The sequence below is a fragment of the Streptomyces sp. NPDC058401 genome, from assembly GCF_042722885.1.
Lineage (GTDB): Bacteria > Actinomycetota > Actinomycetes > Streptomycetales > Streptomycetaceae > Streptomyces.
Window position 1 is genome coordinate 1 of sequence record NZ_JBHXKA010000059.1, and the last position, 24,338, is coordinate 24,338.

The window sequence follows — 24,338 nt, forward strand, 5'->3', positions numbered from 1 at the left end:
GGACAGTGCGGCCCGCGCTGACGGAAAAACCCGCTGCGTGGTGGGCCCGGCGCGGGTGAGGATGCCCCATGCCCTGGACCTTCACTTCCGACCTGCCGGCCTATCTGGCCGCGGCGCGCCCGGCCATCGCCGCCGAGCCCGTCGTCAACACGTCCCTCCTGACCGTGATCGACGCCCTGGAGCGGCGGGGCCCGGACGCCTACGGCTCCGCCGCACCCCTCTACGGGTGGTGGACCGGCGAGGACGCGGCCGTCGCCGGCGCCCTGGTGCACACCCCGCCGTACCCGCTGCTGATCGGCGCACTGCCCCCGGAGGCCGTCCGGGAGCTGGGGACCGCGCTCACCACCGAACCGCTGCTGGCCGGGGTCGACGCGCTCAGCATCCGCCGCGAGGACGCGCGCGTGCTGACCGGCGCCTGGGACAGGCCCACCGAGGTCGCGGAGCAGAACCGGCTCTACCGGCTCGCCGGGCTCATCGCCCCCGATCCCGCCCCGGCCGGGCGGGCCCGCGCCGCCGGGGAGGCGGACCTCCCGCTGCTCCTGGACTGGGTCACCGCCTTCCGGCAGGAGTCCGGCGAGGGCGGAGCCGCCTCCGAAGCCGCCCTGCGCGACCGGATCTCGTACGGCGGCATGCTGCTCTGGGTGGACGCCGCCGGGACCCCGGTCTCCCTGGCCGGCTTCTTCCGCCCGATCGGCGCGGTGTCCCGGATCGGGCCGGTGTACACCCCGCCGGCGCTGCGCGGCCGCGGCTACGCGGCCGGTGTCACCCATGCCGTCACCGAGGCGGCGCACGCGGCCGGGGCACGCGAGGTGCTGCTCTTCGCGGACCTGACCAACCCCACCAGCAACGGCGTCTACCAGCGCCTGGGCTACACCCCGGTCGAGGACCGGATCGAGCTGGCCCTGGCATGAACACCCCGGAGCCCGCTGCGGAACCGCTCGAACCGGGCGTACCGCTGGGCGTACGTGGGCACCCGCCACCTGCACGGCTTCCGCGCCGAGCTCGTACGCTCCCCGGCCGTGCTGCGGCTCGCCGAGTTCTCGCGCGGGAGGCCGCGGTGGTCATGGAGCACCTGGCCTGGGAGCTGCGCTCCGGCGCCTGGCCCGACTGGCCGCACCCGGAGCCCTGCCACTGCCACGAGTGCCTGACCCTGCGGCCGCACCGCTAGGCGGGGCTCTACCCCCGCCCCGTCGGCGGTTTGCGGCTGCCGGCGAGGTAGGGCGAGGGCCAGGGCGCGGCCGGGCCGGTGTACGACTGGTCGGCGGCGGCGTGCAGGGTCCAGTGCGGGTCGTAGAGGTGGGGGCGGCCGAGCGCGCAGAGGTCCGCCCGGCCCGCCAGCAGCAGGGAGTTGACGTCGTCCCAGGAGGAGATCGCCCCGACCGCGATCACCGGCACGTTCAGGGCGTTGCGGATCCGGTCGGCGTACGGGGTCTGGTACGCGCGCCCGTACTCGGGGGTCTCCTCCGCGACCACCTGGCCCGTGGACACGTCGATGGCGTCGGCCCCGTGGGCCGCGAAGGCCCGGGCGATGGCCACCGCCTCCTCGGGCGAGGTGCCGCCGGGCGCCCAGTCGGTGGCCGAGAGGCGGACCGTCATCGGCCGGTCCGCGGGCCAGACGGCGCGGACGGCGTCGAAGACCTCCAGCGGGAAGCGGAGCCGGTTCTCCAGCGGGCCGCCGTAGGCGTCGGTGCGGTGGTTGGTCAGCGGGGAGAGGAAGCCGGAGAGCAGGTAGCCGTGCGCGCAGTGCAGTTCCAGCAGGTCGAAGCCGCTGTCCGCGGCCCGGACCGCGGCGGCGGCGAAGTCGGAGCGGACGGCGGCGAGGTCCGCGGCGCCCATGGCCCGGGGCACGGCCGAGACCCCGGGGCGGTAGGGCAGCGCGGAGGCGGCCATCAGGGGCCAGTTCCCCTCGGGCAGCGGGGCGTCCATGCCCTCCCACATCACCCGGGTCGATCCCTTGCGGCCCGAATGGCCGAGCTGGACACCGAGGGCGGTGCCGGGCGCCGAGGTGTGCACGAAGTCGGCGATCCGCGCCCAGGCGGCCGCCTGGTCGGCGGTGTAGAGGCCCGTACAGCCCGGGGTGATCCGGCCCTCGGCGCTGACGCAGACCATCTCGGTCATCACCAGGGCGGCCCCGCCGAGCGCCCGCGCGCCGAGGTGCACCAGGTGGAAGTCGCCCGGAAGGCCGTCGGCATCGGCCCCGGCCGAGTACATGTCCATCGGGGAGACCACGACCCGGTTGCGCAGGGTCAGCCCCCGCAGGGTGAACGGCGTGAACATCGGCGGGGTTCCCGCCGCGTCCGGACCGGTGTCCGCACCGGCGTCCGGGGCCTGGGGGCAGCCGAAGTCACGCTCCACGGCCCGCGTGAACCGCGGATCGCGCAGCCGCAGGTTGCCGTGGGTGACCCGCAGGCTGCGCGTGAGGAGGTTGAAGGCGAACTGCCGGGCGGGCTGCTCCACGTATCCGGCGAGCTCCTCGAACCACCGCATGCTGGCGGCCGCCGCCCGCTGGGTGGAGGCCACGGCAGGCCGCCGGGCGGCCTCGTACGCGGCCAGCGCGGCCGGGACGTCCGCCTCGGCCTCCACCGCCCGGGCCAGCGCGAGCGCGTCCTCCACCGCCAGTTTGGTGCCGGAGCCGATGGAGAAGTGCGCGGTGTGCGCGGCGTCGCCGATGAGCACCGTGTTGCCGTGCGACCAGCGGGCGTTGACCACCGTACGGAACTGCGTCCACGCGGAGCCGTTGCCGCGCAGCGGCCGTCCCCGCAGGGCCTCGGCGAAGATCTTCGCGCAGCGGGCCGCCGATTCCGCCTCGTCGCAGAGGTCGAAGCCGGCGCCGTGCCAGACCTCCTCGCGCATCTCGACGATCACGGTGGAGGAGTCGGCCGCGTACGGGTAGGCGTGCAGCTGCATCACCCCGTGCTCGGTCTCCGCGATCTCGAAGCGGAAGGCGTCGAGGGCGAAGTCGGCGGCGAGCCAGATGTACCGGCACCGCCCGCCCGTCAGCGCGGGCCCGTAGTGCTCGGCCCCGGCCTCCCGGATCCGGCTGTGCACCCCGTCCGCCGCGACCACCAGGTCGTACGAGGCTGCGAGCACCTGCGGCTCGGGGGCCGGGGTGCGGAAGCGGAGCCGGACCCCGAGGCCCGCGCAGCGCTCGTGCAGGATCTCCAGGAGCCGGCGCCGCCCGAGCGCGGCGAACCCGTGGCCGCCGGAGGTCAGCAGCCGGCCGCGGTGCACGATGTCGATGTCGTCCCAGCGGACGAACTCGGCGCTCAGGGCCGCGTAGACCACGGCGTCGGCCGCTTCGATGCCGCCGAGGGTCTCGTCGGAGAGGACCACCCCGAAGCCGAAGGTGTCGTCGGGGGCGTTGCGCTCCCACACGTCCACCGCGTGCCCCTGCCGGGCCAGCAGCGCGGCGGCGTACAGCCCGCCCGGGCCCCCGCCGACCACGGCGACCCGCAGGACGGCGCTCTCCCGGCCGGTGCTCATCTAACTACCTGCCCTTCCACTGGGGCGGCCGCTTCCCGGTGAAGGCCGCGTGGAACTCCCGGTAGTCCTCGCCGTTCATCAGCAGGGCCTGGGTGTTCGCGTCGAGTTCCACCGAGGCGGCGAGCGGCATGTCGAGCTCGGCGGTCAGCAGGGCCTTGGTCTGCGCGTACGCGAGGGCCGGACCGGCGGCGAGGTGTGCGGCGAGCTCCGCCGCGCGCACGGAGGCCTTTCCCTCCTCGGTGACCTCGCTGAGCAGGCCGATCCGCTCGGCCTCGGGGGCCCTGACCTGCTCCCCGAGCATCAGCAGCCGGGTGGCGTGGCCGAGCCCGACGATCCGGGGCAGCAGGTACGCGGCGCCCATGTCCCCGCCGGAGAGGCCGACCCGGGTGAAGAGGAAGGCGAAGCGGGCGGTGGGGTCGGCGATGCGGAAGTCGGCGGCGAGCGCGATGACGGCCCCGGCGCCGGCGGCGATCCCGTGTACGGCGGCGATGACGGGGAAGGGGCATTCACGCAGGGCGCGGACGACCTGTCCGGTCATCCGGTTGAAGTCGAGGAGTTGGGCGGTGTCCATCGCGAGGGTGGCGCCGATGATCTCGTCGACGTCGCCTCCGGAGCAGAAGCCGCGGCCTTCGCCGCCGAGCACGAGGGCGCGTACGGACCGCTCCCTGGACAGTTCGGCGAGCAGATCGCGCAGGTCGGCGTAGGCGCCGAAGGTGAGCGCGTTGAGCTTCTCGGGGCGGTCGAGGGTGACGGTGGCGACGCCGTCCCGCCGGTCCACCCGGAGGTGGTTCCAGCGTTCGGTCGCGGGTGTGGAACCGAGGAAGGGACTCACCCTCCCGAAGGTATCACCGGTCCATGACTGTCGTCAGGGAAGCGCGATAACTGTGGGTCCGTGCCCGCCCGGGGCGACCACACGCGCCGAACGTCCCGAGCCGCCGTGCCCGACGTCCCTTGCGATCACGTCGGGGTGCCCTACAGCCGGATATTTCCACTTCGTATCGTTGAAAGCAGGATTTCCCCGCCGTACCACCCCGCCCCTGCCCCTACGCACCCCACGGAACGGACGGTCCTGCCTTGCCCGACGCCTCCGCCTGGCGGATAGCCCTGCCGCACACGACTGCGGCCGTACCCATCGCCCGCGCCCTCGTCCGTACGGCCCTCGCCGACATCGACGCGCCCGCCGACAGCGACACCGCCGAACTGCTCACCGCCGAACTGGTCGCCAACGCCGTGGAGCACACCCCCGGCGACGCCCCCATCGAGCTCGTCGTGGAACTGCTGGCCAACGGCTGCCAGGTCGAGGTCCACGACGGGGACCCGAAGCCCCCCGCCGACCTGACCGCCCCCGGCCCGGCCGACGCCCACCCCGACCCCTGGCAGGAGCACGGCCGCGGCCTGCTGCTGATCCGGACCCTGAGCTCGGCCTGCGGCCACCGCGCCACCCCGCACGGCAAGGCCGTGTGGTTCACCCTGCCGTCCCGGCCGGCCCGCTAGGCCGCCCGGGGCCTGCCGCCCCGGTGCCGACTCCGGCGCCAACGCCGACTCCGGCGCATGACTATGCGGCCGACTACGCGGCCGACCCCGCGAGGGTCGCGACGAGCACGGCCTTGATGGTGTGCAGCCGGTTCTCGGCCTCGTCGAAGACGACGGAGTGCTCGGACTCGAACACCTCGTCCGTCACCTCCAGCGAATCCAGCCCGTGCCGCTCGTGGATCTCCCGGGCCACCTTGGTGCCGAGGTCGTGGAACGCCGGCAGGCAGTGCATGAACTTCACCTCGGGGTTCCCGGTGGCGCGCAGCACGTCCATGGTGACGGCGTACGGGCTCAGGGCCTCGATGCGCTCGTCCCAGACCTCCTTGGGCTCCCCCATGGACACCCAGATGTCGGTCACCACGAAATCGGCCTGCCCGACGCCCTCGTCCAGGTCCTCGGTGAGCGTGATCCGGGCGCCGCTGACGGCCGCCAGCTCGCGTGCGGCAGCCACCACGGGCGCGGCCGGCCAGTAGTGCTCGGGCGCCACGATGCGGACGTCCATGCCCAGCAGCGCGCCCGTCACCAGGTACGAGTTGCCCATGTTGAAACGGGCGTCGCCGAGGTAGGCGAAGGCGATCCGCTCCAGCGGCTTGGTGCAGTGCTCGGTCATCGTGAGCACGTCGGCCAGCATCTGGGTGGGGTGCCAGTCGTCGGTGAGGCCGTTGAAGACGGGCACGCCGGCGTGGACGGCGAGCTGCTCGACGGCGTCCTGCGCGTCACCCCGGTACTGGATGCCGTCGAACATCCGGCCCAGCACCCGCGCCGTGTCCTTGACCGATTCCTTGTGGCCCATCTGGGAGCCGGAGGGGTCGAGGTAGGTGGTGTGGGCGCCCTGGTCGGCGGCGGCGACCTCGAAGGCGCAGCGGGTGCGCGTGGAGGTCTTCTCGAAGATCAGGGCGATGTTCTTGCCCTGGAGCCGGCGCTGCTCGGTCCCGGCCTTCTTGGCCGCCTTGAGTTCGGCGGCGAGCTCGACCAGGCCGCGGAACTCGGCGGCGGTGAAGTCGAGCTCCTTGAGGAAACTGCGGCCGACAAGATCGGTGGCCATGGGGGCGCTCCAGAGTCACGGTGACAGGGGATGCTGGAAGTCTATACGACGGCCTGTATTGATATACAGAGCCGTCCCGTACGAACCCCAGGGCCCGGCCCCCGCTGCCCGCCCCGCGCCCCTGCCCGCCCCGCTCCCCCCGCCTAGGCCACCGCGTCGCGCTCCACCGGGCAGCTCATGCAGCGCGGGCCGCCCCGCCCCCGCCCCAGCTCGCTGCCCGGGATCTCGATCACCTCGATGCCTTGCTTGCGCAGGTGGGTGTTGGTCGTGACGTTCCGCTCGTACGCGACGACCACCCCCGGCTCCACGGCCAGCACGTTGCAGCCGTCGTCCCACTGCTCGCGCTCGGCGGCGTGCACGTCCTGGGTGGCCGTGAGCACCCGGATCGCGTCCAGCCCGAGGGCGGCGGCGATGGCCCGGTGCATGTGCTCCGGCGCATGGTCGGTCACCTTCAGCTCGCTCGCACCGTCGCCCGGCTCGATCGTGTAGGAGCGCAGCATGCCCAGGCCCGCGTACTGGGTGAACGTATCGGCGTCGACCATCGTCATCACCGTGTCCAGGTGCATGAAGGCCCGGCTCTTGGGCATGTCGAGCGCCACGATCGTCTTCGCCGACCCGGCGGCGAACAGTCCGCGCGCCAGCATCTCCACCGCCTGCGGGGTGGTCCGCTCGCTCATCCCGATCAGCACGGCGCCGTTGCCGATGACCAGGACGTCGCCGCCCTCGATGGTGGAGGGGTAGTCGGCCTGCCCCTGGGACCAGGTGTGGAAGGGCCCGGAGCCGGTGAAGAGCGGGTGGTGCTTGTAGATGGCCTCGAAGTGCACGGTCTCGCGCTGCCGGGCCGGCCAGCGCATCGCGTTGATCGACACCCCGTCGTAGATCCAGGCGGAGGTGTCCCGGGTGAAGAGGTGGTTGGGCAGCGGACCCAGCAGGAAGCCGTCCAGGTCCAGGGCGTGGAAGCGGACCGACACCGGCTCCGCGTGCCGCTCCAGGAACTCCCGCTTGGTCATCCCGCCGATCAGCGCCTCGGCCAGGTCCGCCGAGGCCAGTCCGTCGAAGACCGCCCGCAGGTGGTCGGTGGCGAGCGGACCGTACTCCTTCTCGTCGAAGACCCGGTCCAGGACGAGGTGTCTCGCCTCCGGGATGTCCAGGGCCTCCACCAGCAGGTCGCCGAAGAGGTGCACCTCCACGCCCCGGTCGCGCAGGACGTCGGCGAAGCCGTCGTGCTCCTGGCGGGCCCTGCGCACCCACAGCACGTCGTCGAAGAGCAGCGCGTCCTTGTTGCTCGGTGTGAGCCGCTTCAGCTCCAGGTCGGGCCGGTGGAGGATGACGCGGCGAAGCCGCCCGGTCTCGGAATCGACATGGAATCCCATGCCGTACACGTTCGCAGACCGGGCGGCTTTTTGACGTGGCGTCGGCTCAGCGGGTTCGGACCGCCGCATCCGGCGGCGGGCGGGGGCCCGCCGGTTCAGCGCAGGCCGAGCAGGGCCTCCGGGGTTCCGGTGAGGTCCGGGGCGATGACGCCCAGCGCGGGGGCGGTCACGTTCGGCAGCCCGTAGTTGGACGCGTCGGGCATGGTCAGCGGGGAGCCGACGAGCAGTCCCGGGGTCCGGGTGCGCATGGTGGTCGCGGGGGCGTCCAGCGAGCCCTCGCCGTCCGTCTCGGGCTTTCCGGCCAGGTTCGGCACCGGGGAGGTGAGGAGGGTGTCGCCGAGCTCGGTGCCGATCGGCACCGCCGGGAGCAGTGGGGTCGGCAGCATGTCGCCCTTGTGGAAGCGGGGCGCCTCGGGCGCTCCGACCACCGGCACCGGCACTCCGGTGGCCAGGTGCGGGACGTCCACGCCGAGCGTGGTCCGCACCGCGTCCAGGGGGACTCCCACCGGCACCGCGTCGGCCATGGCCGGGGTGGCCGCGCCTGCCGCGGCCATACAGGTCATGAGTGCCGCAATGCTTCCGCGCGCGGTCATCTTCATAGGTGACGTTCCGTCCTTCCAGGGTCGCGGACATTCCGCTGCCCTGGATGAACGATCCCGCCGGTGGTTTTCCCGGAGTTCTCCGCGAAAGTTCCCCCATACGACCTAATGCGCGGCCGTACGGGGGTCCTTCCTTGACGCCCGCGGAGCCCCGGGGCGGCGCTTCAGAGCCGCGGGTCCACCGGCTCCGACTCCAGCGCGAGGACGGCGAAGACCGCCTCGTGGACCCGCCACAGCGGCTCCCCGGCCGCCAGCCGGTCCAGGGACTCCAGCCCGAGCGCGTACTCGCGCAGGGCCAGCGAGCGCTTGTGCCCGAGGTGGCGTCCGCGCAGCCGCTCCAGGTGGTCCGGACGCGTGTACTCGGGACCGTAGATGATCCGCAGGTACTCGCGTCCGCGCACCTTCACCCCCGGCTGCACGAGGCGGCCCTTGCCGTCCTTGGCGTACGCCTGGAGCGGTTTGACGACCATGCCCTCGCCGCCGGCGGCCGTCAGCTCCAGCCACCAGTCGGTGCCCGCCCGTACCGAGGCCTCGTCGGCGGTGTCCACCAGGATCCGGCCGGTGCGGCGCAGCAGTCCGGTCCCGGCGGCCTCGTCGGCGGCGACGAGCCGGTCCAGCCAGAAGAGCTGCTCGTCGTGGGGTACGGCCGCCAGCGAGCGCCCGGCCGCCGCCAGCAGCTGGAACGGGGCGAACCGTACGCCGTCCAGCCCGTCGGTGCTCCAGCAGTAGCGCCGGTACGCCTCGGTGAACTTCGCCGCGTCCGCGGCCCGCCCGCGCTGGCGCTCCAGCAGCTCGCCGGTGTCCACGCCCCGGGCCGCGGCCGCCTCCAGGGCGGCGACGGCGTCCGGGAAGACGGCGCCGGAGGCCGCGCCCACGGCGGCGTACTGGTTGCGCAGCAGGCCGCCGGACTTCAGCGACCAGGGCAGCAGTTCGCCGTCGACGAGCAGCCAGTCGGTGGCCAGTTCCTCCCACAGCCCGGCGTCGGTGACCGCCGAGCGGAGCCGGGCGAGGACCTCCTCGGTGACCTCGGGGTCCTTGAAGAAGGGCCGTCCGGTGCGGGTGTACACGGACCCGGTGGGACCGTCGACCCCGAACCGCTCGCGGGCCGTTTCGGCGTCCTTGCAGATCAGCACGGTGGCGCGGGAGCCCATGTGCTTCTCCTCGCAGACGACCTGGGCGATGCCGTCCTTGCGGTACTGCGCGAAGGCCTCGGCGGGGTGCTCCAGGTAGCCCTGCTCCGCAGAGGTGGCCGTGGGCGCCATCGTCGGCGGGAGGTACGGGACCAGGCGCGGGTCCACGGCGAAGCGGCTCATCACCTCCAGGGCGGCGGCCGCGTTCTCCTCGCGGACGTTGACGTTGCCCAGGTGCCGGGTCTCGACGATCCGGCGGCCGTGGACGTCGGCCAGGTCGAGCGGGCGGCCATCGTGTCCGCCCGGCACCTCGGTGACGAGCGGCTTGACCGGCTCGTACCAGACCTTCTCGGCCGGTACGTCGACCAGTTCGCGCTCGGGCCAGCGCAGGGCGGTCATCTTCCCGCCGAAGACGGCTCCCGTGTCGAGGCAGATGGTGTTGTTGATCCAGGAGGTGTTCGGGACCGGCGTGTGGCCGTAGACCACGACGGCCTTGCCCCGGTAGTCCTCGGCCCACGGGTAGCGCACGGGCAGCCCGAACTCGTCGGTCTCCCCCGTGGTCTCCCCGTACAGGGCGTGCGAGCGCACCCGGCCGGAGGTGCGGCCGTGGTACTTCTCGGGCAGCCCCGCATGACAGACCACGAGCTTGCCGCCGTCCAGGACGTAGTGGCTGACCAGGCCCTGGATGAAGGTGCGGACCTCCTGGACGAACTCCTCCGGCTCCCCGGCGAGCTGCTCGATCGTCTCGGCGAGGCCGTGGGTCGGCTGGACCTTGGAGCCCTTGAGATAACGGCCGAGCTTGTTCTCGTGGTTCCCGGGCACGCAGAGGGCGTTGCCGGAGCCGACCATGCCCATCACCCGGCGCAGGACGCCGGGGCTGTCCGGGCCGCGGTCGACGAGGTCGCCGACGAACACGGCGGTGCGGCCCTCGGGGTGGGCGCCGTCCTCGTAGCCGAGCTCGGCGAGCAGGGTCTCCAGCTCGGAGGCACAGCCGTGGATGTCGCCGATGATGTCGAAGGGGCCGGTGAGGTGGGTGAGGTCGTTGTAGCGCTTCTCCAGGACCACCTGGGCCGACTCCACCTCCTCGGGCGTGCGCAGCACGTGCACCTTGCGGAAGCCCTCGCGCTCCAGACCGCGCAGCGAACGCCGCAGGTCGCGGCGGTGGCGCTGGATGACGGCGCGCGGCAGCTTCGCCCGCTCCGGGCGGGCCGCGTTGCGCTCCGCGCAGACCTCTTCGGGCAGGTCGAGGACGATCGCGATGGGCAGGACGTCGTACTCACGGGCGAGCTGGACGAGCTGCCGGCGGGACTCGGCCTGCACGCTGGTGGCGTCGACGACGGTGAGGCGGCCGGCGGCGAGCCGCTTGCCCGCGATGTAGTGCAGGACCTCGAAGGCGTCCTTGCTTGCGCCCTGGTCGTTCTCGTCGTCGGCGACCAGGCCCCGGCAGTAGTCGGAGGAGATGACCTCGGTGGGCTTGAAGTGCGTACGGGCGAAGGTGGACTTGCCCGAACCGGTGGCGCCGATCAGGACGACGAGGGACAGGTCGGTGACGGGAAGTACGCGCTTGCGGTCGGTGGTTGCTGTCGTGTTGGTGGTATCGGTCGTGCCGGTCGTGTCGGTGGTCATGCTGCCTCGCCCTCCTTCGGGGTGTCGGTGCCGGTGATGTCCGTGGTGTTCGTGGTGCCGGAGTTCAGGGTGAAGACGGCCATCTGCGTCGGCGGCCCCACCTCGGGGTCGTCGTCCCCGACGGGCAGGTACCCGACGGAGTAGCCGTGCCGGGAGGCGACGTCCCCGGCCCAGGCCCGGAACTCCTCGCGGGTCCACTCGAAGCGGTGGTCGCCGTGCCGCACGTGCCCGGCGGGCAGCGACTCCCAGCGGACGTTGTACTCGACGTTCGGGGTGGTCACGAGGACGGTGCGGGGGCGGGCCGAGCCGAACACCGCGTACTCCAGGGCGGGCAGCCGCTCCGGGTCCAGGTGCTCGATGACCTCGCTGAGCACGGCCGCGTCGTAGCCGGTGAGCCGCTTGTCGGTGTAGGCGAGCGAGCCCTGCACCAGGCGGACGCGGGAACTCTGCCGCTCCCCCATCCGCTCCAGCCGCAGCCGCTTCGCGGCCACGTTCAGCGCCCGGACGGACACGTCCACGCCGACGATCTCGGTGTACGCCGGGTCCTTGAGCAGCGCCTGCACCAACTGGCCCTGTCCGCAGCCCAGGTCGAGGACGCGGGCCGCACCGGCGGCGCCCAGCGCGGCGAGGATCGCCTCGCGGCGCAGCACCGCGAGCGGTACGGGCTTGTCCTCCGTATCGCTCGTCTCGTCGACCGCGTTGTCCAGCTCCTCCACCTCGCTGCCGTCCGCCTCCGCGAGGCGGACCAGCTCCAGGCGCTCCAGGGCGTCCTGGGTCAGCCGCTTGTGGCGGGCCAGGTAGCGGGAGGTGATCAGTTCGCTCTCCGGGTGCTCGGCGAGCCAGCCGTCTCCGGCGCGCAGCAGCTTGTCCACCTCGTCGGAGGCGATCCAGTAGTGCTTGGAGTCGTCCAGGACGGGCAGCAGCACGTACAGGCCGCGCAGCGCGTCGGAGAGGCGCAGCTCGCCCTCCAGGACGAGGCGTACGTACCGGGAGTCGCCCCACTCCGGGAAGGTCTCGTCGAGCGGGACCGGGGTGGCCGTGACCGCATCCCAGCCGAGCGGGCCGAACAGCCGGCGCACGAGCTCGGCGCCGCCCCGGGCGGGCAGGACCGGGATCTCGATGCGCAGCGGGCGCACCTCGTCGGGCAGCTCTGGGCGGGCCGCGCACTGCCCCTTCAGCGCGTTGCGGAACACGCCGCTCAGGGCCACGGCCAGCAGCGAGGAGGCGGCGTAGGGGCGGTCGTTGACGTACTGCGCGAGCGCGGCGTCCGGGGTGGCGCTCTGACCCTTTCCCTGACCCCGGCGCACGAGCGCGACGGGATCCACCTCCAGGAGCAGGCCCGCCGTGCACTTCTCGTCCGTGGCTTCGGGGTAGAAGACGTGGGCGGTGCCGTGGGAGGTGGAGAACGCCTGCGCCTTGCCGGGGTGCTTGTGCAGCAGGAAGCCCAGGTCGGTGGCGGGGCGCTCGGGGGAACCGGTGGTGGAGATCGTCAGGAACACACGGGCGATTCTTGCTGGTCACCGGTGTTGCCCGCGCCCTATTTTCCGCCGGCGCCTACCGTCGAAGCATGAGCGGCATCGTCGTTGTGTACGAGCTCGACCAGCCGGTGGCGGGTTCCGTCCACCGGGTGCACGCCGCGCCGGCCGCCCCGGGAGGCGGCTCCGGGCGGGGCCCGCGGACCATGTGCGGGAAGGACACCTTCGCCATGGAAACGGCCGCCTGGCAGCCCTCCGAGCATCCGGAGTCCTGGTGCCCTCCCGAGCACGCCGGCGCGGTGTGCCCGGGCTGCGAGGCGGTGATGGGCGAGGACTAGGCCGGCTTTTTCGGATCCTGCCGGGCCCGCGACGCCTGGCACCGCGCCTGGCCGCACTGCCGAGGCGACCACGTACGCCCAGTACGCGAACACCCCGACAGCACGCCCAGGCACGGCACCAGACGCCGCGGGCTCGACCGACAAGATCCGAAAGAGCCGGCCTAGGCCGGCTCTTTCGGATCCTGCTCGGGCTTGCAGTGGCGGACGATGGATGCGATCACGTCGTCGAGTCCCTGACCGGCGGTTTCGGGCGGCAGGACGCCGCTCGCGGCCAGGCCGATGTAGCCGTGGAGCGGCGCGAAGACCGTCAGGGTCACGCGGTCCAGCGGTCCTTCGCGTACCTCGCCGCGGCGCTGGCCTTCGCCGACCAGCTCCAGGAACTGACCGCTCCACCGCCGGGCGGCCGCGCCCAGCGCCTCGGACGCCTCCGGGCTGTGCTTGGCCGAGAACATCAGGTCGAGCAGGGCGGCGTCCTCCGTGGCGAAGCCGACGTAGGTGCGGGCCAAGGCGTCCAGCCGCGCGGCGAACGTCGCTCCCGCGGCTTCCCGAGCGGTGGCGAGGGCCTCGACGAGCCGCTCGAAGCCGCCCAGCGCCAGGGCGTCCAGCAGGGCCTGTTTGGTCTTGAAGTGGCGGCTGGGCGCGCCGGGGCTCACTCCGAGTTCGCGGGCCAGTTCCCGCAGGGAGAGCGCGCCCGCGCCCCGCTCGCGGACCGTCTGCTCGGCCCGGTCGAGCAGGGCGGCAGCGAGGTCTCCGTGGTGGTACGGGCGCTTCGTCATGCGCTCAGCCTAGCGGCGCACCGATCACATTGTAGGCGTTGCATACATTGTGGTCGCCGCATACATTGAAGGGAGGACTCCGCCCCTCTTCCCCTTTTCCACGGGAGCACTCATGTCACGCAAGCCCATCGGCCTCACCGTCCCCGACCTCTCCGGACAGCGCGCCGTGGTCACCGGAGCCAGCGACGGCATCGGTCTCGGGATCGCCACCCGGCTCGCCGCGGCCGGGGCCGAAGTGCTGCTGCCCGTCCGCAACCCGGCCAAGGGCGAGCGGGCCATCGCCAAGATCAGGCGGACGGTCCCCGCGGCGCAGGTCCGGCTGCACTCCCTCGACCTGTCCGCGCTCGACTCGGTCGCAGCCCTCGGCGAGACCCTGCGGGCGGAGGGCCGTCCGATCCACGTCCTCGTCAACAACGCCGGCGTGATGACCCCGCCCGACCGGCAGACGACCGCCGACGGGTTCGAGCTGCAGCTCGGCACCAACCACCTCGGCCACTTCGCCCTGGTGGCCCACCTGTTGCCGCTGCTGTGTGCCGGACGGGCCCGCGTGACCTCGCAGATCAGCGTCTCCGCCAACAGCAACTCCATCAACTGGCAGGACATGAACTGGGAACGCTCCTACAAGGGCACTCACGCCTACAGCCAGTCGAAGATCGCGTTCGGGCTCTTCGGCCTCGAACTCGACCGGCGCAGCCGGGCGGGCGGCTGGGGCATCACGAGCAACCTCGCCCACCCCGGCGTCGCCCCGACCAGCCTGCTCGCCGCGCGCCCCGAGCTCGGCCGCGACAAGGACACCGTGGGCATCAAACTGATCCGCGCGCTGTCCGCCCGCGGCATCCTGCTCGGGACCGTCGAGACCGCACAACTCCCGGCCCTCTACGCGGCGACGGCCGCCGGAGCCGAAGGGGGCCGCTTCTACGGACCGAGCGGCCCGGGACACCTCGGCGGCCCGCCTGCCGAACAGAAGCTCTACTCCCGCCTGCGCAGCAGCGAGGACGCCCGGCGCATGTGGGAAGCCTCCGAGGACCTGACGAAGGTGTCGTTTCCCGCCGCCTGAGGGGCCCCGCGAGGGCGGGTCCAAGGGTGATGACGTATCCATCATGACAGGTCAGAGGCGGTTTTCGTAGGACGGACGGCACAGCCGATCAACCTTGTCCGGGGCCCTGCGCGGATCACAGAATCTCCCTCATGAATCCCACGGAGAACATCAATCACGACGCCGTGCTGCGCGCCCGGGTGGCGCTCCTCGGATCGGGCACGCTGCCCGTCCGGGAGCGGGTGGCCGCCTATCGCGTCCTCGTCCGGGTGAGTCCGTTGGCCTATCTGCCCCTGCTGGCAGCCGCGTTGTTCGCGTACAGCCGTCAGGAGTTCGCCCACCGGCCCGGTATCGCGCTCGCCCTGCGCGCCGAGTCCGTGGCCGCCGCACGCCGGACGTGCGTGCTGGAACCCGAGGAGACCCAACTGCTCGTCACCGCGCTCGTGCACTACCGCGAACAGCTGCTCCTGATGGAGCGTCCGGAGGAACTGGCCACTGTGGAAACGGAGATCCGCACGCTCGTGGCCTCGGGCGGCGGATCGCCGGGCGTGCGCTGGGACCTCAGCGGAGCGTAGCGGCCAGTGCGGCGATGCGGTCGGGGCCGATGCGGCAGCAGCCGCCGATAAGGCGGGCCCCGGTGCGCCGCCAGGCGTCCACGGGCCAGGGGACGGGGGCGGCGGGGGCCCGCCAGGTGGCGGTGGCGGGCTCCCAGACCGAGCCGTCGTTGGGGTAGGCCACCAGGGGTGTGCCGGTGACGGCGGCGGCCGCTTCGAGGGCGGGCAGCACCTCCGCCGGGTCACAGCAGTTCACGCCGACGGCGATGACCTGCGGGGAAGCGGCGGCGAGGGCGAAGGCCTCGGGCAGGGGCTGCCCGGCCCGGGTGCGGCCGCCCGCCACCGTGTAGCTCAGCCAGGCCCGCGCGCCGGTCTCCGCGAGCACGGTGAGCAGGGCTTCGGCCTCCAGGGTGTCCGGAACGGTCTCCAGGGCCAGCACATCGGGGCCCTCGGCCAGCAGCGCCTCGATCCGGGGCCGGTGGAAGTCGGCCAGCTGCCGCACGCCCAGCCCGTACCGGCCCCGGTACTCGGAGCCGTCCGCCAGCACCGCCCCGTACGGGCCCACGGATGCGGCGACCCACACCCCGTGCTCCGCGGCCCGGGCCGCTGCCGCGGCCAGCCGCACGCTGCGCCGCATCAGGGCCGTGGTGCGCTCCGGGCCGTGGCCGCGGCGGGCGAAGGCGGCGTACCCGACCTGGTAACTGGAGGTGATCAGCACCTCGGCGCCCGCCCGCGCGTAGGCGGTGTGGGCGGCCGTCACCTGCTCCGGCCGCTCGGCGAGGACCCGGGCCGTCCACAGGCCGCCGGACAGGTCGCAGCCCTGGTCGGCGAGCTGGTTGCTCAGCCCGCCGTCCAGGAGCACGGTCCGCCCGCCGGGGCCCGCGAGGGCCTCGGCGAGCGGCAGGGATGCGCGGGGCACGGTGGCCGACCCGTCAGCCGAGCTGGGACTGGACCCTGGAGGAGATCAGCTCCAGGTGGTCCAGATCGCCGAGATCGAGCAGCTGGAGGTAGAGGCGGGAGGAGCCGACCGCCCCGTAGGCCCCGATCCGGTCCACCACCTCGGCCGGGGAGCCGGCCAGCCCGTTGGCCTTGAGCTCCGCCACGTCCCGGCCGATGGCGGCGGCCCGCCGGGCCACCTCGGCGTCGTCCTTGCCCACGCACACGACGAGCGCGTTGGAGTAGACGAGGTCTCCGGGCTTGCGGCCGGCCAGCTCGGCGGCCGCGCGGACCCGGCCGAACTGCCGCTCGCTGTCCGCGATCGAGGCGAAGGGCATGTTGAACTCGTCCGCGTACCGGGCGGCGAGGCGCGGGGTGCGCTTCGCGCCGTGACCGCCGATCAGGACCGGGATCTTGTCCTGGGCCGGCTTGGGCAGCGCCGGGGAGTTCTCCACCTGGTAGTGGACGCCCGCGTAGTCGAAGGTGGCGCCGGGCTCGGTGGCCCACAGTCCGGTGACGATCTCCAGCTGCTCCTCCAGCCGCGCAAGGCGCTCGGCCGGGAAGGGAATGCCGTACGCCTTGTGCTCCTCCTCGAACCAGCCTGCGCCCAGACCGAGTTCGATCCGGCCGCCCGACATCTGGTCGACCTGCGCGACCTGGATGGCGAGCACACCGGGCAGCCGGAAGGTGCCGGCCGTCATCAGCGTGCCCAGCCGGATGCGCTTGGTCTCGCGGGCCAGGCCGGCCAGGGTGATCCAGGCGTCGGTGGGACCGGGCAGTCCGTCGGCCGTACCCATGCGCAGGTAGTGGTCCGAGCGGAAGAAGGCGTCGAAGCCCAGGTCCTCGGTGGCCTTGGCGACGCTCAGGAGGGTGTCGTAGCTCGCGCCCTGCTGGGGCTCGGTGAAGATACGGAGATCCATGGCTCCATCCTGCCCTTTCGGCCCCGGCCGGGTGAATCTGCGTCAACCGGACGCTCCCCGCCGCCCGCGCCAGTGACCAGCCCGGATGGGGATCGTTGGCTCGGACGGAGCCGGACCGCCCGGCCCGCGCGCCGGCGGCCTTCGCCGACGCGTCCACCGCCCCCTTCCGCCCCGGAAGGGCCAGGGCCGAGGAGGCCGCCATGTCCCAGGAGTCCGCGCCGGAGACCCTCCGGCAATCACGCCAGGACTGCCAGACCGGACAGGCAGCGCACGACCACGCACGCCAGGAGTCCGCGGTACCCGCCCAGGGCGGCGCACCGAAGGGCCTGCTGCAGCAGATGGAAGAGCTGATGGCGGCGCTGAACGCCGACCTCTCGCAGCTCGACGCAGACCTCCAGTCCTCCACCGACCGCAGCCCCGCCGCTCCGCTGCCCCAGGGCGGCCGCACCCCGGAGAGCGAAGACCGCCCGTCCTACCGGTCCTTCTGACCACCCGGGTCCCGTCGCGCGCGGCGGGACCCCACCGAAACACCCCGCACCGGAGCACCCCGCACCGAAACACCCCGCACCAAAGCACCCCGGACCGAAGCACCCGGGCTCAGGCCACGCCCGAGGCGGACCCCCGCTCGCGCACGGTCATTCGCCGCAGGATCGCCCGGACCCGGTCGCTCGACTCGTCGGCCGCGTCTATCGACTCTATGCACTGCCAGTACAGACTCTCGTCGTCCGTCCCGCAGGCCACCCCGACCAGCGCTATGCCCACTTCGCCGAGCAGCGCCTGGAGCCCGAGCAGCGCCTGCCGGGCGTCCGTCACCTCGGTCAACTGCGCGGCCCGGGGCGGGAGATCGGGCGCATAGCCCTCTCCGCGCAGAGCCGCCCGGTCGAGCACCCCGCAGCCCCTGCCGCCCGCTTCGCCCAGCCCCCGTGCCTCCGATCTCAGCTCCGGCGGTCCGGTGACCGCCAGCCAGCTCCCTATGCCCTGGGCGAGGGCCTGCGCCTGCCACGCCTCGCCCACGATGTCCCATGCAGCCCCGCTCTGCGCCAGCGCGTGCCGGCCGGCTGCGATGAGCCGTACCGCGTCCATATGCCGTCCCCCGTCCGCACGACATCTTGCCGTTCTCTCCACTACCCAGAGTGAGGGCAACGGGCCGGTAAAGCCAGGGGTATTCGGAAATTGTGGACACCGAAGATGGTTGTGGATATCGCCATCACTCCGAAGAGTGACGGTCTACCCCCGGAGTACCCGGGACGGGGAACCTCAGCTCGTTCCGCTCGATCTTCGCGGCGAGCGCATCCAGCACATCGACCCCGAGGACCTCACAGAACTGCAGCAGGTAGGCGAGTACGTCCGCCACCTCATCGGCCACTCTGTGTGCGGTGTCCGGCTCCTCCATGACCTTCGCGGACTGTTCCGGTGTCAACCACTGGAAGATCTCGACCAGTTCGGACGCCTCGACGCTCAGCGCCACCGCCAGGTTCTTCGGCGTGTGGAAGGGCTCCCACCCGCGCGCCGCCGCGAACTCGGCGAGCCGCCGCTGGAGCCGGTCGATCCGCTCGCCGGCCCCTTCCTCTCCCCCGGTCACTCCACGTTCTTCTCTCATGCCCCCAGGTCTACCACCGAGACCCCCGCGATCCCCCGGGCGGCCTTCGCGCAGGCCTCGCCCGCCGAGGCCGCCAGTCTGACCTGCCCGCGCCCGCACGCCAGTACGGCCAGCCGCAGCAGTTCGGCGGTCTGCCGGCCGTCCAGGTCCCGGTCGAAGCCGTCGGCGAGCACGGTCAGCGCCTGGCGTGCGGTGGGCAGTTCGGCCGCGGGATCCACGTCCAGGACCCCCGGCCCGGTCAGCAGCACCAGCGCGAGGGCGAGGAAGCGCAGCTCGCCCGCGCCCAGCCGGGCCAGCTCGGTGGCGGGCCTCGACGGGCCCCGGTCGAGCAGTCCGGTGACCGGGCCGCCCTCGGGTCCCCGTACGTCCAGCCCGGCCACCCACCCCGCGCACCCGGTCCGGGCGGCCCCGGTCAGCAGTCCGTACCGGGTGCCGCACTCCAGGCGGGTCCGGCGCAGTACGTCGGCCAGATTGGCGCAGTCGGCCAGCAGCCGCCCCTCCCCCGCCGCGACGGGCTCCCGCATCCGCTCCGGGCGGGGGTCGCAGGGGAACACCGAGCGCAGCGCGACGACCACCTGCTCGGCGGCGGCCAGCACCTGCCGCTGCCCCTCGGTGGCCCCGGCCACGCGCAGCGGGAGCAGCGCGGTCCCGAGCCGGTCGTCGGGCAGCGGGGCCCGGGTGAACCCGATGGCTCCGCCGGTCAGCCAGGCCGCCTGGACGGACCGCCGCCCGGGGTCGCGCAGTGCGGTGGTGAGGAGGACCTGCCCGTCCACCGAGAGCCGTTCACCGACGATCCGCAGCGCGGGCTCCGCCTGCACGGCGAGGTCGAGCCGGACCGGCCCGGCGGGGCCGTCGACCGTGCAACCGATCCGGAACCCCCGGCGCCGCTCGGCGTCGGGCACCGCCCGGTCGGGGATCCGGGCCCGCGGGTCGGGGAACACCTCGTCCAGCGTGGCCCCGGCGCCCAGGGCGGCGAGCGCCCCGTAGGCCTCCAGCACCTGCGACTTGCCGCTCCCGCTCGGCCCGGCGAAGAGCGTGACGGGCCCGAGCCCGAACCGCGCCCCGCGGTGCGCACCGTAGGCGGAGAGCCGCAACTCGGTCACGGCGGGCCGCAAATGCGGACCGCCCGCCGCGGGCGAGGCAGGATCCGCCCCCCGCCCCGAGACCGGACCGGGCCCCGAACCCTGCACCGGGACCTGGGCCTGGGCTAAGCCCGGACCGGCGAACAGGCCGGAAGCCGACGCGGCGGAAGGTGCGGCGGAAGCCGCAGAGGAGGCGGCCACTGCGGAAGGTGCGGCGGAGGCAGCGGGCACCACGCAGGACGCAGGGATCGCGGAAGCCGGCGCGGCCGCGGACGCGGGCGCGGCGGAAGGCGCGGCGGGCGCCCGGAGGGCCGGCGCAGCCGGAGCGGTGGGGAAGGGGGAGGTCATGCGCCGGACGGTACGGGCGCCGGGCCCCCCGTGGGTCCGGCGAACCGTTCCGTCCGTGGGACCTTCCTACGATCGGGGGACGGCCGCGGCCGCGATCCCCTCCACCTCGGTTCCGACGGGTGCCAGCAGGAAGACGTTGCGGTCGACCCGGTGCATCCCGCTGCCCAGGCCGAAGACCACGCCGCTGCTGAAGTCCAGGATCCGCTTGGCCACTTCGCCGTCCGCGCCCGTGAGGTCCAGCAGTACCGGGATCTGTGCGATCAGGTACTCCGCCACCTCCCGCGCGTCCGCGAAGACCTGGACCCGGATCACCACGAAGCGCCGCTGCTCCGCCGCGGACGCCCCCGGAACCGTGGGGATCGTGCGGTGATCCACCCGGGAGGGCCACTCGTTGCGGCTGCGCAGGGGAACCACCTGCGCGAGCCCCTCCCACTGTTCGTCGGTGACGTCGTACCTGCTCACCAGGCCGCCTCGGCCTTGCGCTTCATGTGCATCCCCCCATCCTCTCGCGTTTCACCCGTTCAGCCCAACACCGACACGAGGCAGCTGAGACGCCCCGTCGGCGCGCCCCCGACTACCCCTCACCCGGCGAGTAGGTTAGGTTAGGCATACCTAAGTACGTGCCATCTCGCCACTCGGGACGACGGAGATCCACATGCACCTGCCCTCGCTGCTGCCCACCGACGCCGAGCGGGTCCGGTCCGTCCTGGCCGCCGCCCACTCCATGACCGTCGTCACCGACGGGCAGCGCACGGAGATCCGCCACCTCGACGGCACCGACCCCCTCGGCCGGCTGCACCTGCACCCCGCCGAACCGGGCGCCGACGCCGAGCACCGCCCGGCGATCCGGCTGGAGTTCACGGACATCGCGCCCACTCCCGTACGGGACCGCGTGCGCGCCCGGGTCACCCTCGTCGGCCGCCTGCTGACCCCGTACGCGACGGAGGACTCCGGCTCCACCTGCGTGGAGTTCGGCCGGGCCGTCCTCGAAACCCCCGACGGCGCCCGCTCGTACGTCGGTCTCGACGAGCTGGACGCCGCCTGCCCCGACCCCCTCGCCCCCTACGAGGCCGGGATGCTCACCCACCTCCTCGACGACCACGCCGAACTCGTCACCCTCCTGCTGCGCCTGGTCCGGCAGCAGCCGGCGGCGGGCGGCGGGGCCGCCGTCCTGCGCGCACTGCCCCTCGCCATGGACCGGTACGGGATCACGCTGCGGCTGGAGGAACTGCGCGGGCACCACGACGTGCGGATCCCCTTCCCCTCCCCGCTCGACGACGTGGAGCAGTCCGGGGCGCAGATCCAGGCCCTGTTCAGCGCGGCCCGACGCAGCTCCCACCGCAACACCCTGCCCGCCTGAGCAGCCGACTCCGAGCCAAGGCAGCCGGGAATCGGGAATCGAGTACCGGGAACGGGCCATTCCGGAAAAAGGGGGCCGAAACCCGGAACAACGCTCCCCCGGAGGCCCGTTGGGAAGATCATGAAGGCCATCACCTACACCGCATACGGAACGCCTGACATCCTCGCCCTCACCGAGGTTCCCGAGCCCAAGGTCGGTCCGGGCGAGGTCCTCGTCCGGGTCAGGGCCGCCGGAGTGAACCCGGTGGACTGGAAGCTCGCCGCCGGTTACCTCGACCCGATCCTCGAAGTCCGTTACCCGGTCATACCCGGCTGGGACGTCGCCGGAGTCGTCGAGGCGCTGGGCGAGGACACCTTCGACTACGCCGTCGGCGACGAGGTGTACGGCTACGTCCGCAAGGAGTGGGTGGAGCTGGGCACTTACGCCGAGCTCGTCTCCGCCCCCGTCCGCACCCTCGCCCGCAAGCCGCGCGGCCTGACCTTCGAGCAGGCCGCGGGCATCCCGCTGGCCGGACTCACCGCCTACCAGTCGCTCACCCGGGTGGGGCTCACGGCCGGCGAGACCGTGCTCATCCACTCCGCCGCCGGCGGCACCGGCTCCTTCGGCGTGCAGATCGCCGTCGCGCTCGGCCTACGCGTCATCGGCACGGCCGGCGCGCACAACCACGACTACCTGCGCTCGCTGGGCGCCGAGCCGGTCCTGTACGGCGAGGGCTTCGCCGACCGGGTCCGTGCGCTGGCGCCCGAAGGGGTGGACGCGGCCCTGGACTTCTTCGGCGACGACGTCATCCCGGCGCTCCGGTCCCTGGTCAAGGAGGAACACCGGGTGGTGTCCATCGCCGACTACACCGCGGCCGCGCAGGGCGCGCACCAGCTGTGGGTCCGCCCGGACACCGCCGGCCTGACCTTCCTGGGCCGGCTCGCGGACGAGGGCGGGCTCACGGTCAACGTGGAGCACGCCCTGCCGCTCGCCGAGGCGGCGAAGGCCTGGGAGCTGAGCGCCGCGGGCCGCACCCGCGGCAAGATCGTCCTGACGGTCTGACCCGGGCCCACGGCCGCACCCGGTAGCGCGGCCTCCGCACACGGACGTGCCGCCGGAGCGTTGCGCTCCGGCGGCACGTGTCCCGCAGGCGGCCGGACCCTCGTTCAGGAGGTGATCGGCGGCGCCGTCCCGCCGCCGCCCGCCGCGCCGAGCGAGGGGCCGACCGCCCGCAGGGCGCCCGGTGTGCGTCCCTCGCCCCAGCCGATCTCCCGCCGGTAGCTGCCGAGCAGCCCCCGGCCGGCGAGGCCGGCCTCGTCCCGTACGGCCGGGTCCTCGGGAACCGGCCGGGTCAGCGGGGACACGAACAGCGCGTCCACCGGGCAGTTGGCCTCGCACAGGAAACAGGTCTGGCAGTCCTCCTGCCGGGCGAGCAGCGGGATCCCCTCCGGCCCCCGTTCGAAGACGTCGGTCGGGCAGACCTCCACGCACTTGTCGCAGGCGATGCAACGCTCGGCCGAGACCAGTTCGATCATGCGACCAGCTCCGCCGGCCGCGTCCACACCCGGTCGAGCCCGCCCGTCACGATACGGTGGTGCTGCGCCGGATCCTGTTCCGGGTGGTCGAGCCGGCGGGCCATCCCGCGGCTCTCGGTACGGGCCAGCGCGGACGCGTACATCCAGCGGGCGTGCGCCGTCATGGCCGCCGCCTGCCGGACCTTGACCAGCCCGGCGCCCTCCCCGCGCAGGGAGCGCAGCTGCGCCCAGAGGTCGTCGAGGGCGCCGAGCGCGCCGGTGAGGACGGAGCCGCGCCGCAGGTAGTTCTTGTCGTACGGCAGCACTTCCTCCTGGACGAGGCGTACGAGTTCCCTCGCCTCGCCGGGCCCGGCCGCGGACCCGGCGTCCCCGGCCGGCCGCAGGCCCGCCCCGCCGGCCCCGGTGACCGGCCGGAAGGCGGCCCGGCCCGAGCCGAGGGAGCGGGCGTACCGGGCCGCGCCGGACCCCGCCCAGCTGCCCGAGGACATCGCCCAGGCGGCGTTGTGGCTGCCGCCCCCGGTGAAGCCCCCGCAGATCTCCTCCCGGGTGGCCGCGTCCCCGGCGGCGTACAGCCCGGGGACCGAGGTGGCGCAGTCCGCCCCGGTGATGCGGATCCCTCCGGTGCCGCGGACGGTGCCCTCGGCCAGCAGCGTGACGGAGAAGCGCTCGGTGAAGGGGTCGATGCCGAGCCGGTCGAAGGTGAGGAAGAAATTGGGCTGCGCGAGCCGCATCGCGGCCTGCGCGGTGGCGTCGGCCCGGTCGAGGCGGGCGTGGACCCGGGCCCCGGTGAGGAGTTCGCGGGCGATGGCGGAGCGACCGCCCTGGCTGGCGGCGCCCTCCAGGACCTCGCCGTCCTCCCGGTAGAAGGTGGCGAAGGAGTAGAAGGCCGTCTTGGTGACGGAGGTGCCCTCGGGGGCGATCCCGTAGGCGTTGGAGAACTCCATGCCGGACAGCTCGGCCCCCGCCTCGGCGGCGAACAGGGCGCCGTCCCCGGTGTTGGTGTTGGTGCCGAGCGCACCGCTGAGGAAGGCGCAGCCGCCGGTGGCCAGGACGACGGCGCCGGCCCGGACCCGGTAGGGCTCGCCGGCCTGGCGGCGGTAGCCGGCGGCGCCCGCGGCGGCGCCGTCCGCGTCGGTGAGCAGCTCGGTGACCGGGCTGTGGTCGAGGATGCGGACCCCGGCGCGGCGGATCCGGATGCGCATCCGCCGCATGTACTCGGGCCCCTGGAGGCCGTTACGCAGCGGTCTGCCGTCGGGGCCGGTCGGGAAGGGGTAGCGTCCTTCGTCCGCCAGCTCGTTCATCCGGTGGTACGTCTCGTCGAGGACCCGGGACATCCACCGCCGGTCGGCGAGGTAGCCGCCGAGCCCCTCGCGGCTGGCCATCGCGGCCTCGCGGGCCGCCGGTTCCGGCGGGACGTACCAGACGCCGGTGCCGCCGGCGGCCGTCGCCCCGCTGGTGCCGCAGTAGCCCTTGTCGGCGAGGACCACGCAGGCCCCGGCCCCGGGCGGGCGGTGGGGGGGGCAGGGCGGGGGGGGGGCCCCCCCCCCCCCCAGCCACACGGGCGCGGGGTGGGGCAATATACCGGCGCCCGCCCCGCCCCCCCCCGCCCC

Annotated in this window: 24 protein-coding genes; 8 read left to right on the top strand and 16 right to left on the bottom strand. The window is 73.5% G+C overall.

What is annotated here, in order from left to right:
- Positions 1-68: 68 nt before the first annotated feature.
- Complete coding sequence (locus ACFWNV_RS21985; protein ID WP_383949567.1) at positions 69-911, top strand: GNAT family N-acetyltransferase; 843 nt, start codon at positions 69-71, stop codon at positions 909-911.
- Between the two features lie 265 nt (positions 912-1,176).
- Here the strand turns inward: ACFWNV_RS21985 and ACFWNV_RS21990 are convergent, their stop codons facing one another.
- Both ACFWNV_RS21990 and ACFWNV_RS21995 read right to left on the bottom strand, forming a co-directional pair.
- Positions 1,177-3,483, bottom strand: coding sequence for a bifunctional salicylyl-CoA 5-hydroxylase/oxidoreductase (locus tag ACFWNV_RS21990; protein ID WP_383949570.1), 2,307 nt, complete (start codon positions 3,481-3,483; stop codon positions 1,177-1,179).
- A 4-nt stretch (positions 3,484-3,487) separates the two neighbouring features.
- Complete coding sequence (locus ACFWNV_RS21995) at positions 3,488-4,315, bottom strand: enoyl-CoA hydratase family protein (RefSeq protein ID WP_383949573.1); 828 nt, start codon at positions 4,313-4,315, stop codon at positions 3,488-3,490.
- 242 nt (positions 4,316-4,557) lie between these two features.
- Between ACFWNV_RS21995 and ACFWNV_RS22000 the strand changes: the two genes are divergently transcribed.
- Positions 4,558-4,977, top strand: a complete 420-nt coding sequence (locus ACFWNV_RS22000) for an ATP-binding protein (protein WP_383949576.1) — start codon at positions 4,558-4,560, stop codon at positions 4,975-4,977.
- 73 nt (positions 4,978-5,050) lie between these two features.
- Here ACFWNV_RS22000 and argF read toward each other — a convergent pair whose 3' ends face one another.
- From argF to ACFWNV_RS22025, 5 genes are all read right to left on the bottom strand, one after another.
- The gene (gene argF / locus ACFWNV_RS22005) at positions 5,051-6,061 is read right to left on the bottom strand and encodes an ornithine carbamoyltransferase (RefSeq protein WP_383949580.1); all 1,011 of its coding nucleotides are present in this window, start codon (positions 6,059-6,061) and stop codon (positions 5,051-5,053) included.
- Between the two features lie 143 nt (positions 6,062-6,204).
- Positions 6,205-7,434, bottom strand: a complete 1,230-nt coding sequence (locus tag ACFWNV_RS22010; protein WP_383949583.1) for an arginine deiminase — start codon at positions 7,432-7,434, stop codon at positions 6,205-6,207.
- Positions 7,435-7,529: 95 nt separating this feature from the next.
- A complete protein-coding gene (locus ACFWNV_RS22015) occupies positions 7,530-7,997 on the bottom strand; it encodes a hypothetical protein (protein ID WP_383949586.1) in 468 nt (155 codons plus the stop codon).
- Positions 7,998-8,197: 200 nt separating this feature from the next.
- A complete protein-coding gene (locus tag ACFWNV_RS22020) occupies positions 8,198-10,789 on the bottom strand; it encodes a polynucleotide kinase-phosphatase (RefSeq protein ID WP_383949589.1) in 2,592 nt (863 codons plus the stop codon).
- Positions 10,786-12,288 carry a 3' terminal RNA ribose 2'-O-methyltransferase Hen1 gene (locus ACFWNV_RS22025; RefSeq protein WP_383949592.1) on the bottom strand — a complete coding sequence of 501 codons (1,503 nt, stop codon included), beginning with the start codon at positions 12,286-12,288 and terminating at the stop codon, positions 10,786-10,788. The genes ACFWNV_RS22020 and ACFWNV_RS22025 overlap by 4 nt, the downstream gene beginning before the upstream one ends.
- A 68-nt stretch (positions 12,289-12,356) precedes the next feature.
- On the opposite strand from ACFWNV_RS22025, the gene ACFWNV_RS22030 reads away from it, so the two are divergent.
- Complete coding sequence (locus tag ACFWNV_RS22030) at positions 12,357-12,602, top strand: hypothetical protein (RefSeq protein WP_383949595.1); 246 nt, start codon at positions 12,357-12,359, stop codon at positions 12,600-12,602.
- Between the two features lie 161 nt (positions 12,603-12,763).
- On the opposite strand, the gene ACFWNV_RS22035 is transcribed toward ACFWNV_RS22030, so the two are convergent.
- Positions 12,764-13,378, bottom strand: coding sequence for a TetR/AcrR family transcriptional regulator (locus ACFWNV_RS22035; RefSeq protein ID WP_383949598.1), 615 nt, complete (start codon positions 13,376-13,378; stop codon positions 12,764-12,766).
- 112 nt (positions 13,379-13,490) lie between these two features.
- Here ACFWNV_RS22035 and ACFWNV_RS22040 point away from each other — a divergent pair, with 112 nt between their 5' ends.
- Positions 13,491-14,435 carry an SDR family oxidoreductase gene (locus ACFWNV_RS22040; protein WP_383949601.1) on the top strand — a complete coding sequence of 315 codons (945 nt, stop codon included), beginning with the start codon at positions 13,491-13,493 and terminating at the stop codon, positions 14,433-14,435.
- Between the two features lie 131 nt (positions 14,436-14,566).
- On the top strand, positions 14,567-14,989 hold the full coding sequence (locus ACFWNV_RS22045) for a hypothetical protein (protein ID WP_383949604.1): 423 nt from the start codon (positions 14,567-14,569) through the stop codon (positions 14,987-14,989).
- Here the strand turns inward: ACFWNV_RS22045 and mmuM are convergent.
- Together mmuM and ACFWNV_RS22055 are read right to left on the bottom strand one after the other, a co-directional pair.
- On the bottom strand, positions 14,976-15,887 hold the full coding sequence (mmuM, locus tag ACFWNV_RS22050; protein ID WP_383949606.1) for a homocysteine S-methyltransferase: 912 nt from the start codon (positions 15,885-15,887) through the stop codon (positions 14,976-14,978). The genes ACFWNV_RS22045 and mmuM overlap by 14 nt on opposite strands.
- 13 nt (positions 15,888-15,900) lie before the next feature.
- Positions 15,901-16,824 carry an LLM class F420-dependent oxidoreductase gene (locus ACFWNV_RS22055; RefSeq protein WP_383949608.1) on the bottom strand — a complete coding sequence of 308 codons (924 nt, stop codon included), beginning with the start codon at positions 16,822-16,824 and terminating at the stop codon, positions 15,901-15,903.
- A gap of 200 nt (positions 16,825-17,024) precedes the next feature.
- Here ACFWNV_RS22055 and ACFWNV_RS22060 point away from each other — a divergent pair, with 200 nt between their 5' ends.
- On the top strand, positions 17,025-17,312 hold the full coding sequence (locus ACFWNV_RS22060; protein ID WP_383949611.1) for a hypothetical protein: 288 nt from the start codon (positions 17,025-17,027) through the stop codon (positions 17,310-17,312).
- Between the two features lie 109 nt (positions 17,313-17,421).
- Here ACFWNV_RS22060 and ACFWNV_RS22065 read toward each other — a convergent pair whose 3' ends face one another.
- From ACFWNV_RS22065 to ACFWNV_RS22080, 4 genes are all read right to left on the bottom strand, one after another.
- Positions 17,422-17,907 carry a DUF6099 family protein gene (locus ACFWNV_RS22065; protein ID WP_383949614.1) on the bottom strand — a complete coding sequence of 162 codons (486 nt, stop codon included), beginning with the start codon at positions 17,905-17,907 and terminating at the stop codon, positions 17,422-17,424.
- Between the two features lie 124 nt (positions 17,908-18,031).
- The gene (locus ACFWNV_RS22070) at positions 18,032-18,424 is read right to left on the bottom strand and encodes a nucleotide pyrophosphohydrolase (RefSeq protein WP_383949617.1); all 393 of its coding nucleotides are present in this window, start codon (positions 18,422-18,424) and stop codon (positions 18,032-18,034) included.
- Positions 18,421-19,527 carry an ATP-binding protein gene (locus tag ACFWNV_RS22075; RefSeq protein ID WP_383949620.1) on the bottom strand — a complete coding sequence of 369 codons (1,107 nt, stop codon included), beginning with the start codon at positions 19,525-19,527 and terminating at the stop codon, positions 18,421-18,423. The genes ACFWNV_RS22070 and ACFWNV_RS22075 overlap by 4 nt, the downstream gene beginning before the upstream one ends.
- Before the next feature lie 393 nt (positions 19,528-19,920).
- Positions 19,921-20,316, bottom strand: coding sequence for a cell division protein SepF (locus ACFWNV_RS22080; RefSeq protein ID WP_250742110.1), 396 nt, complete (start codon positions 20,314-20,316; stop codon positions 19,921-19,923).
- A gap of 193 nt (positions 20,317-20,509) precedes the next feature.
- Here ACFWNV_RS22080 and ACFWNV_RS22085 point away from each other — a divergent pair, with 193 nt between their 5' ends.
- Both ACFWNV_RS22085 and ACFWNV_RS22090 read left to right on the top strand, forming a co-directional pair.
- Positions 20,510-21,214, top strand: coding sequence for a DUF2470 domain-containing protein (locus ACFWNV_RS22085; protein WP_383949623.1), 705 nt, complete (start codon positions 20,510-20,512; stop codon positions 21,212-21,214).
- Between the two features lie 120 nt (positions 21,215-21,334).
- Entirely contained in the window at positions 21,335-22,255 is a 921-nt protein-coding gene (locus tag ACFWNV_RS22090; protein ID WP_383949626.1) for an NADP-dependent oxidoreductase, read from the top strand.
- Positions 22,256-22,359: 104 nt separating this feature from the next.
- Here the strand turns inward: ACFWNV_RS22090 and ACFWNV_RS22095 are convergent, their stop codons facing one another.
- The gene (locus tag ACFWNV_RS22095) at positions 22,360-22,728 is read right to left on the bottom strand and encodes a 4Fe-4S binding protein (protein ID WP_383949629.1); all 369 of its coding nucleotides are present in this window, start codon (positions 22,726-22,728) and stop codon (positions 22,360-22,362) included.
- Positions 22,725-24,215, bottom strand: coding sequence for an FAD-binding protein (locus ACFWNV_RS22100; protein ID WP_383949632.1), 1,491 nt, complete (start codon positions 24,213-24,215; stop codon positions 22,725-22,727). The genes ACFWNV_RS22095 and ACFWNV_RS22100 overlap by 4 nt, the downstream gene beginning before the upstream one ends.
- Between the last annotated feature and the right edge of the window lie 123 nt (positions 24,216-24,338).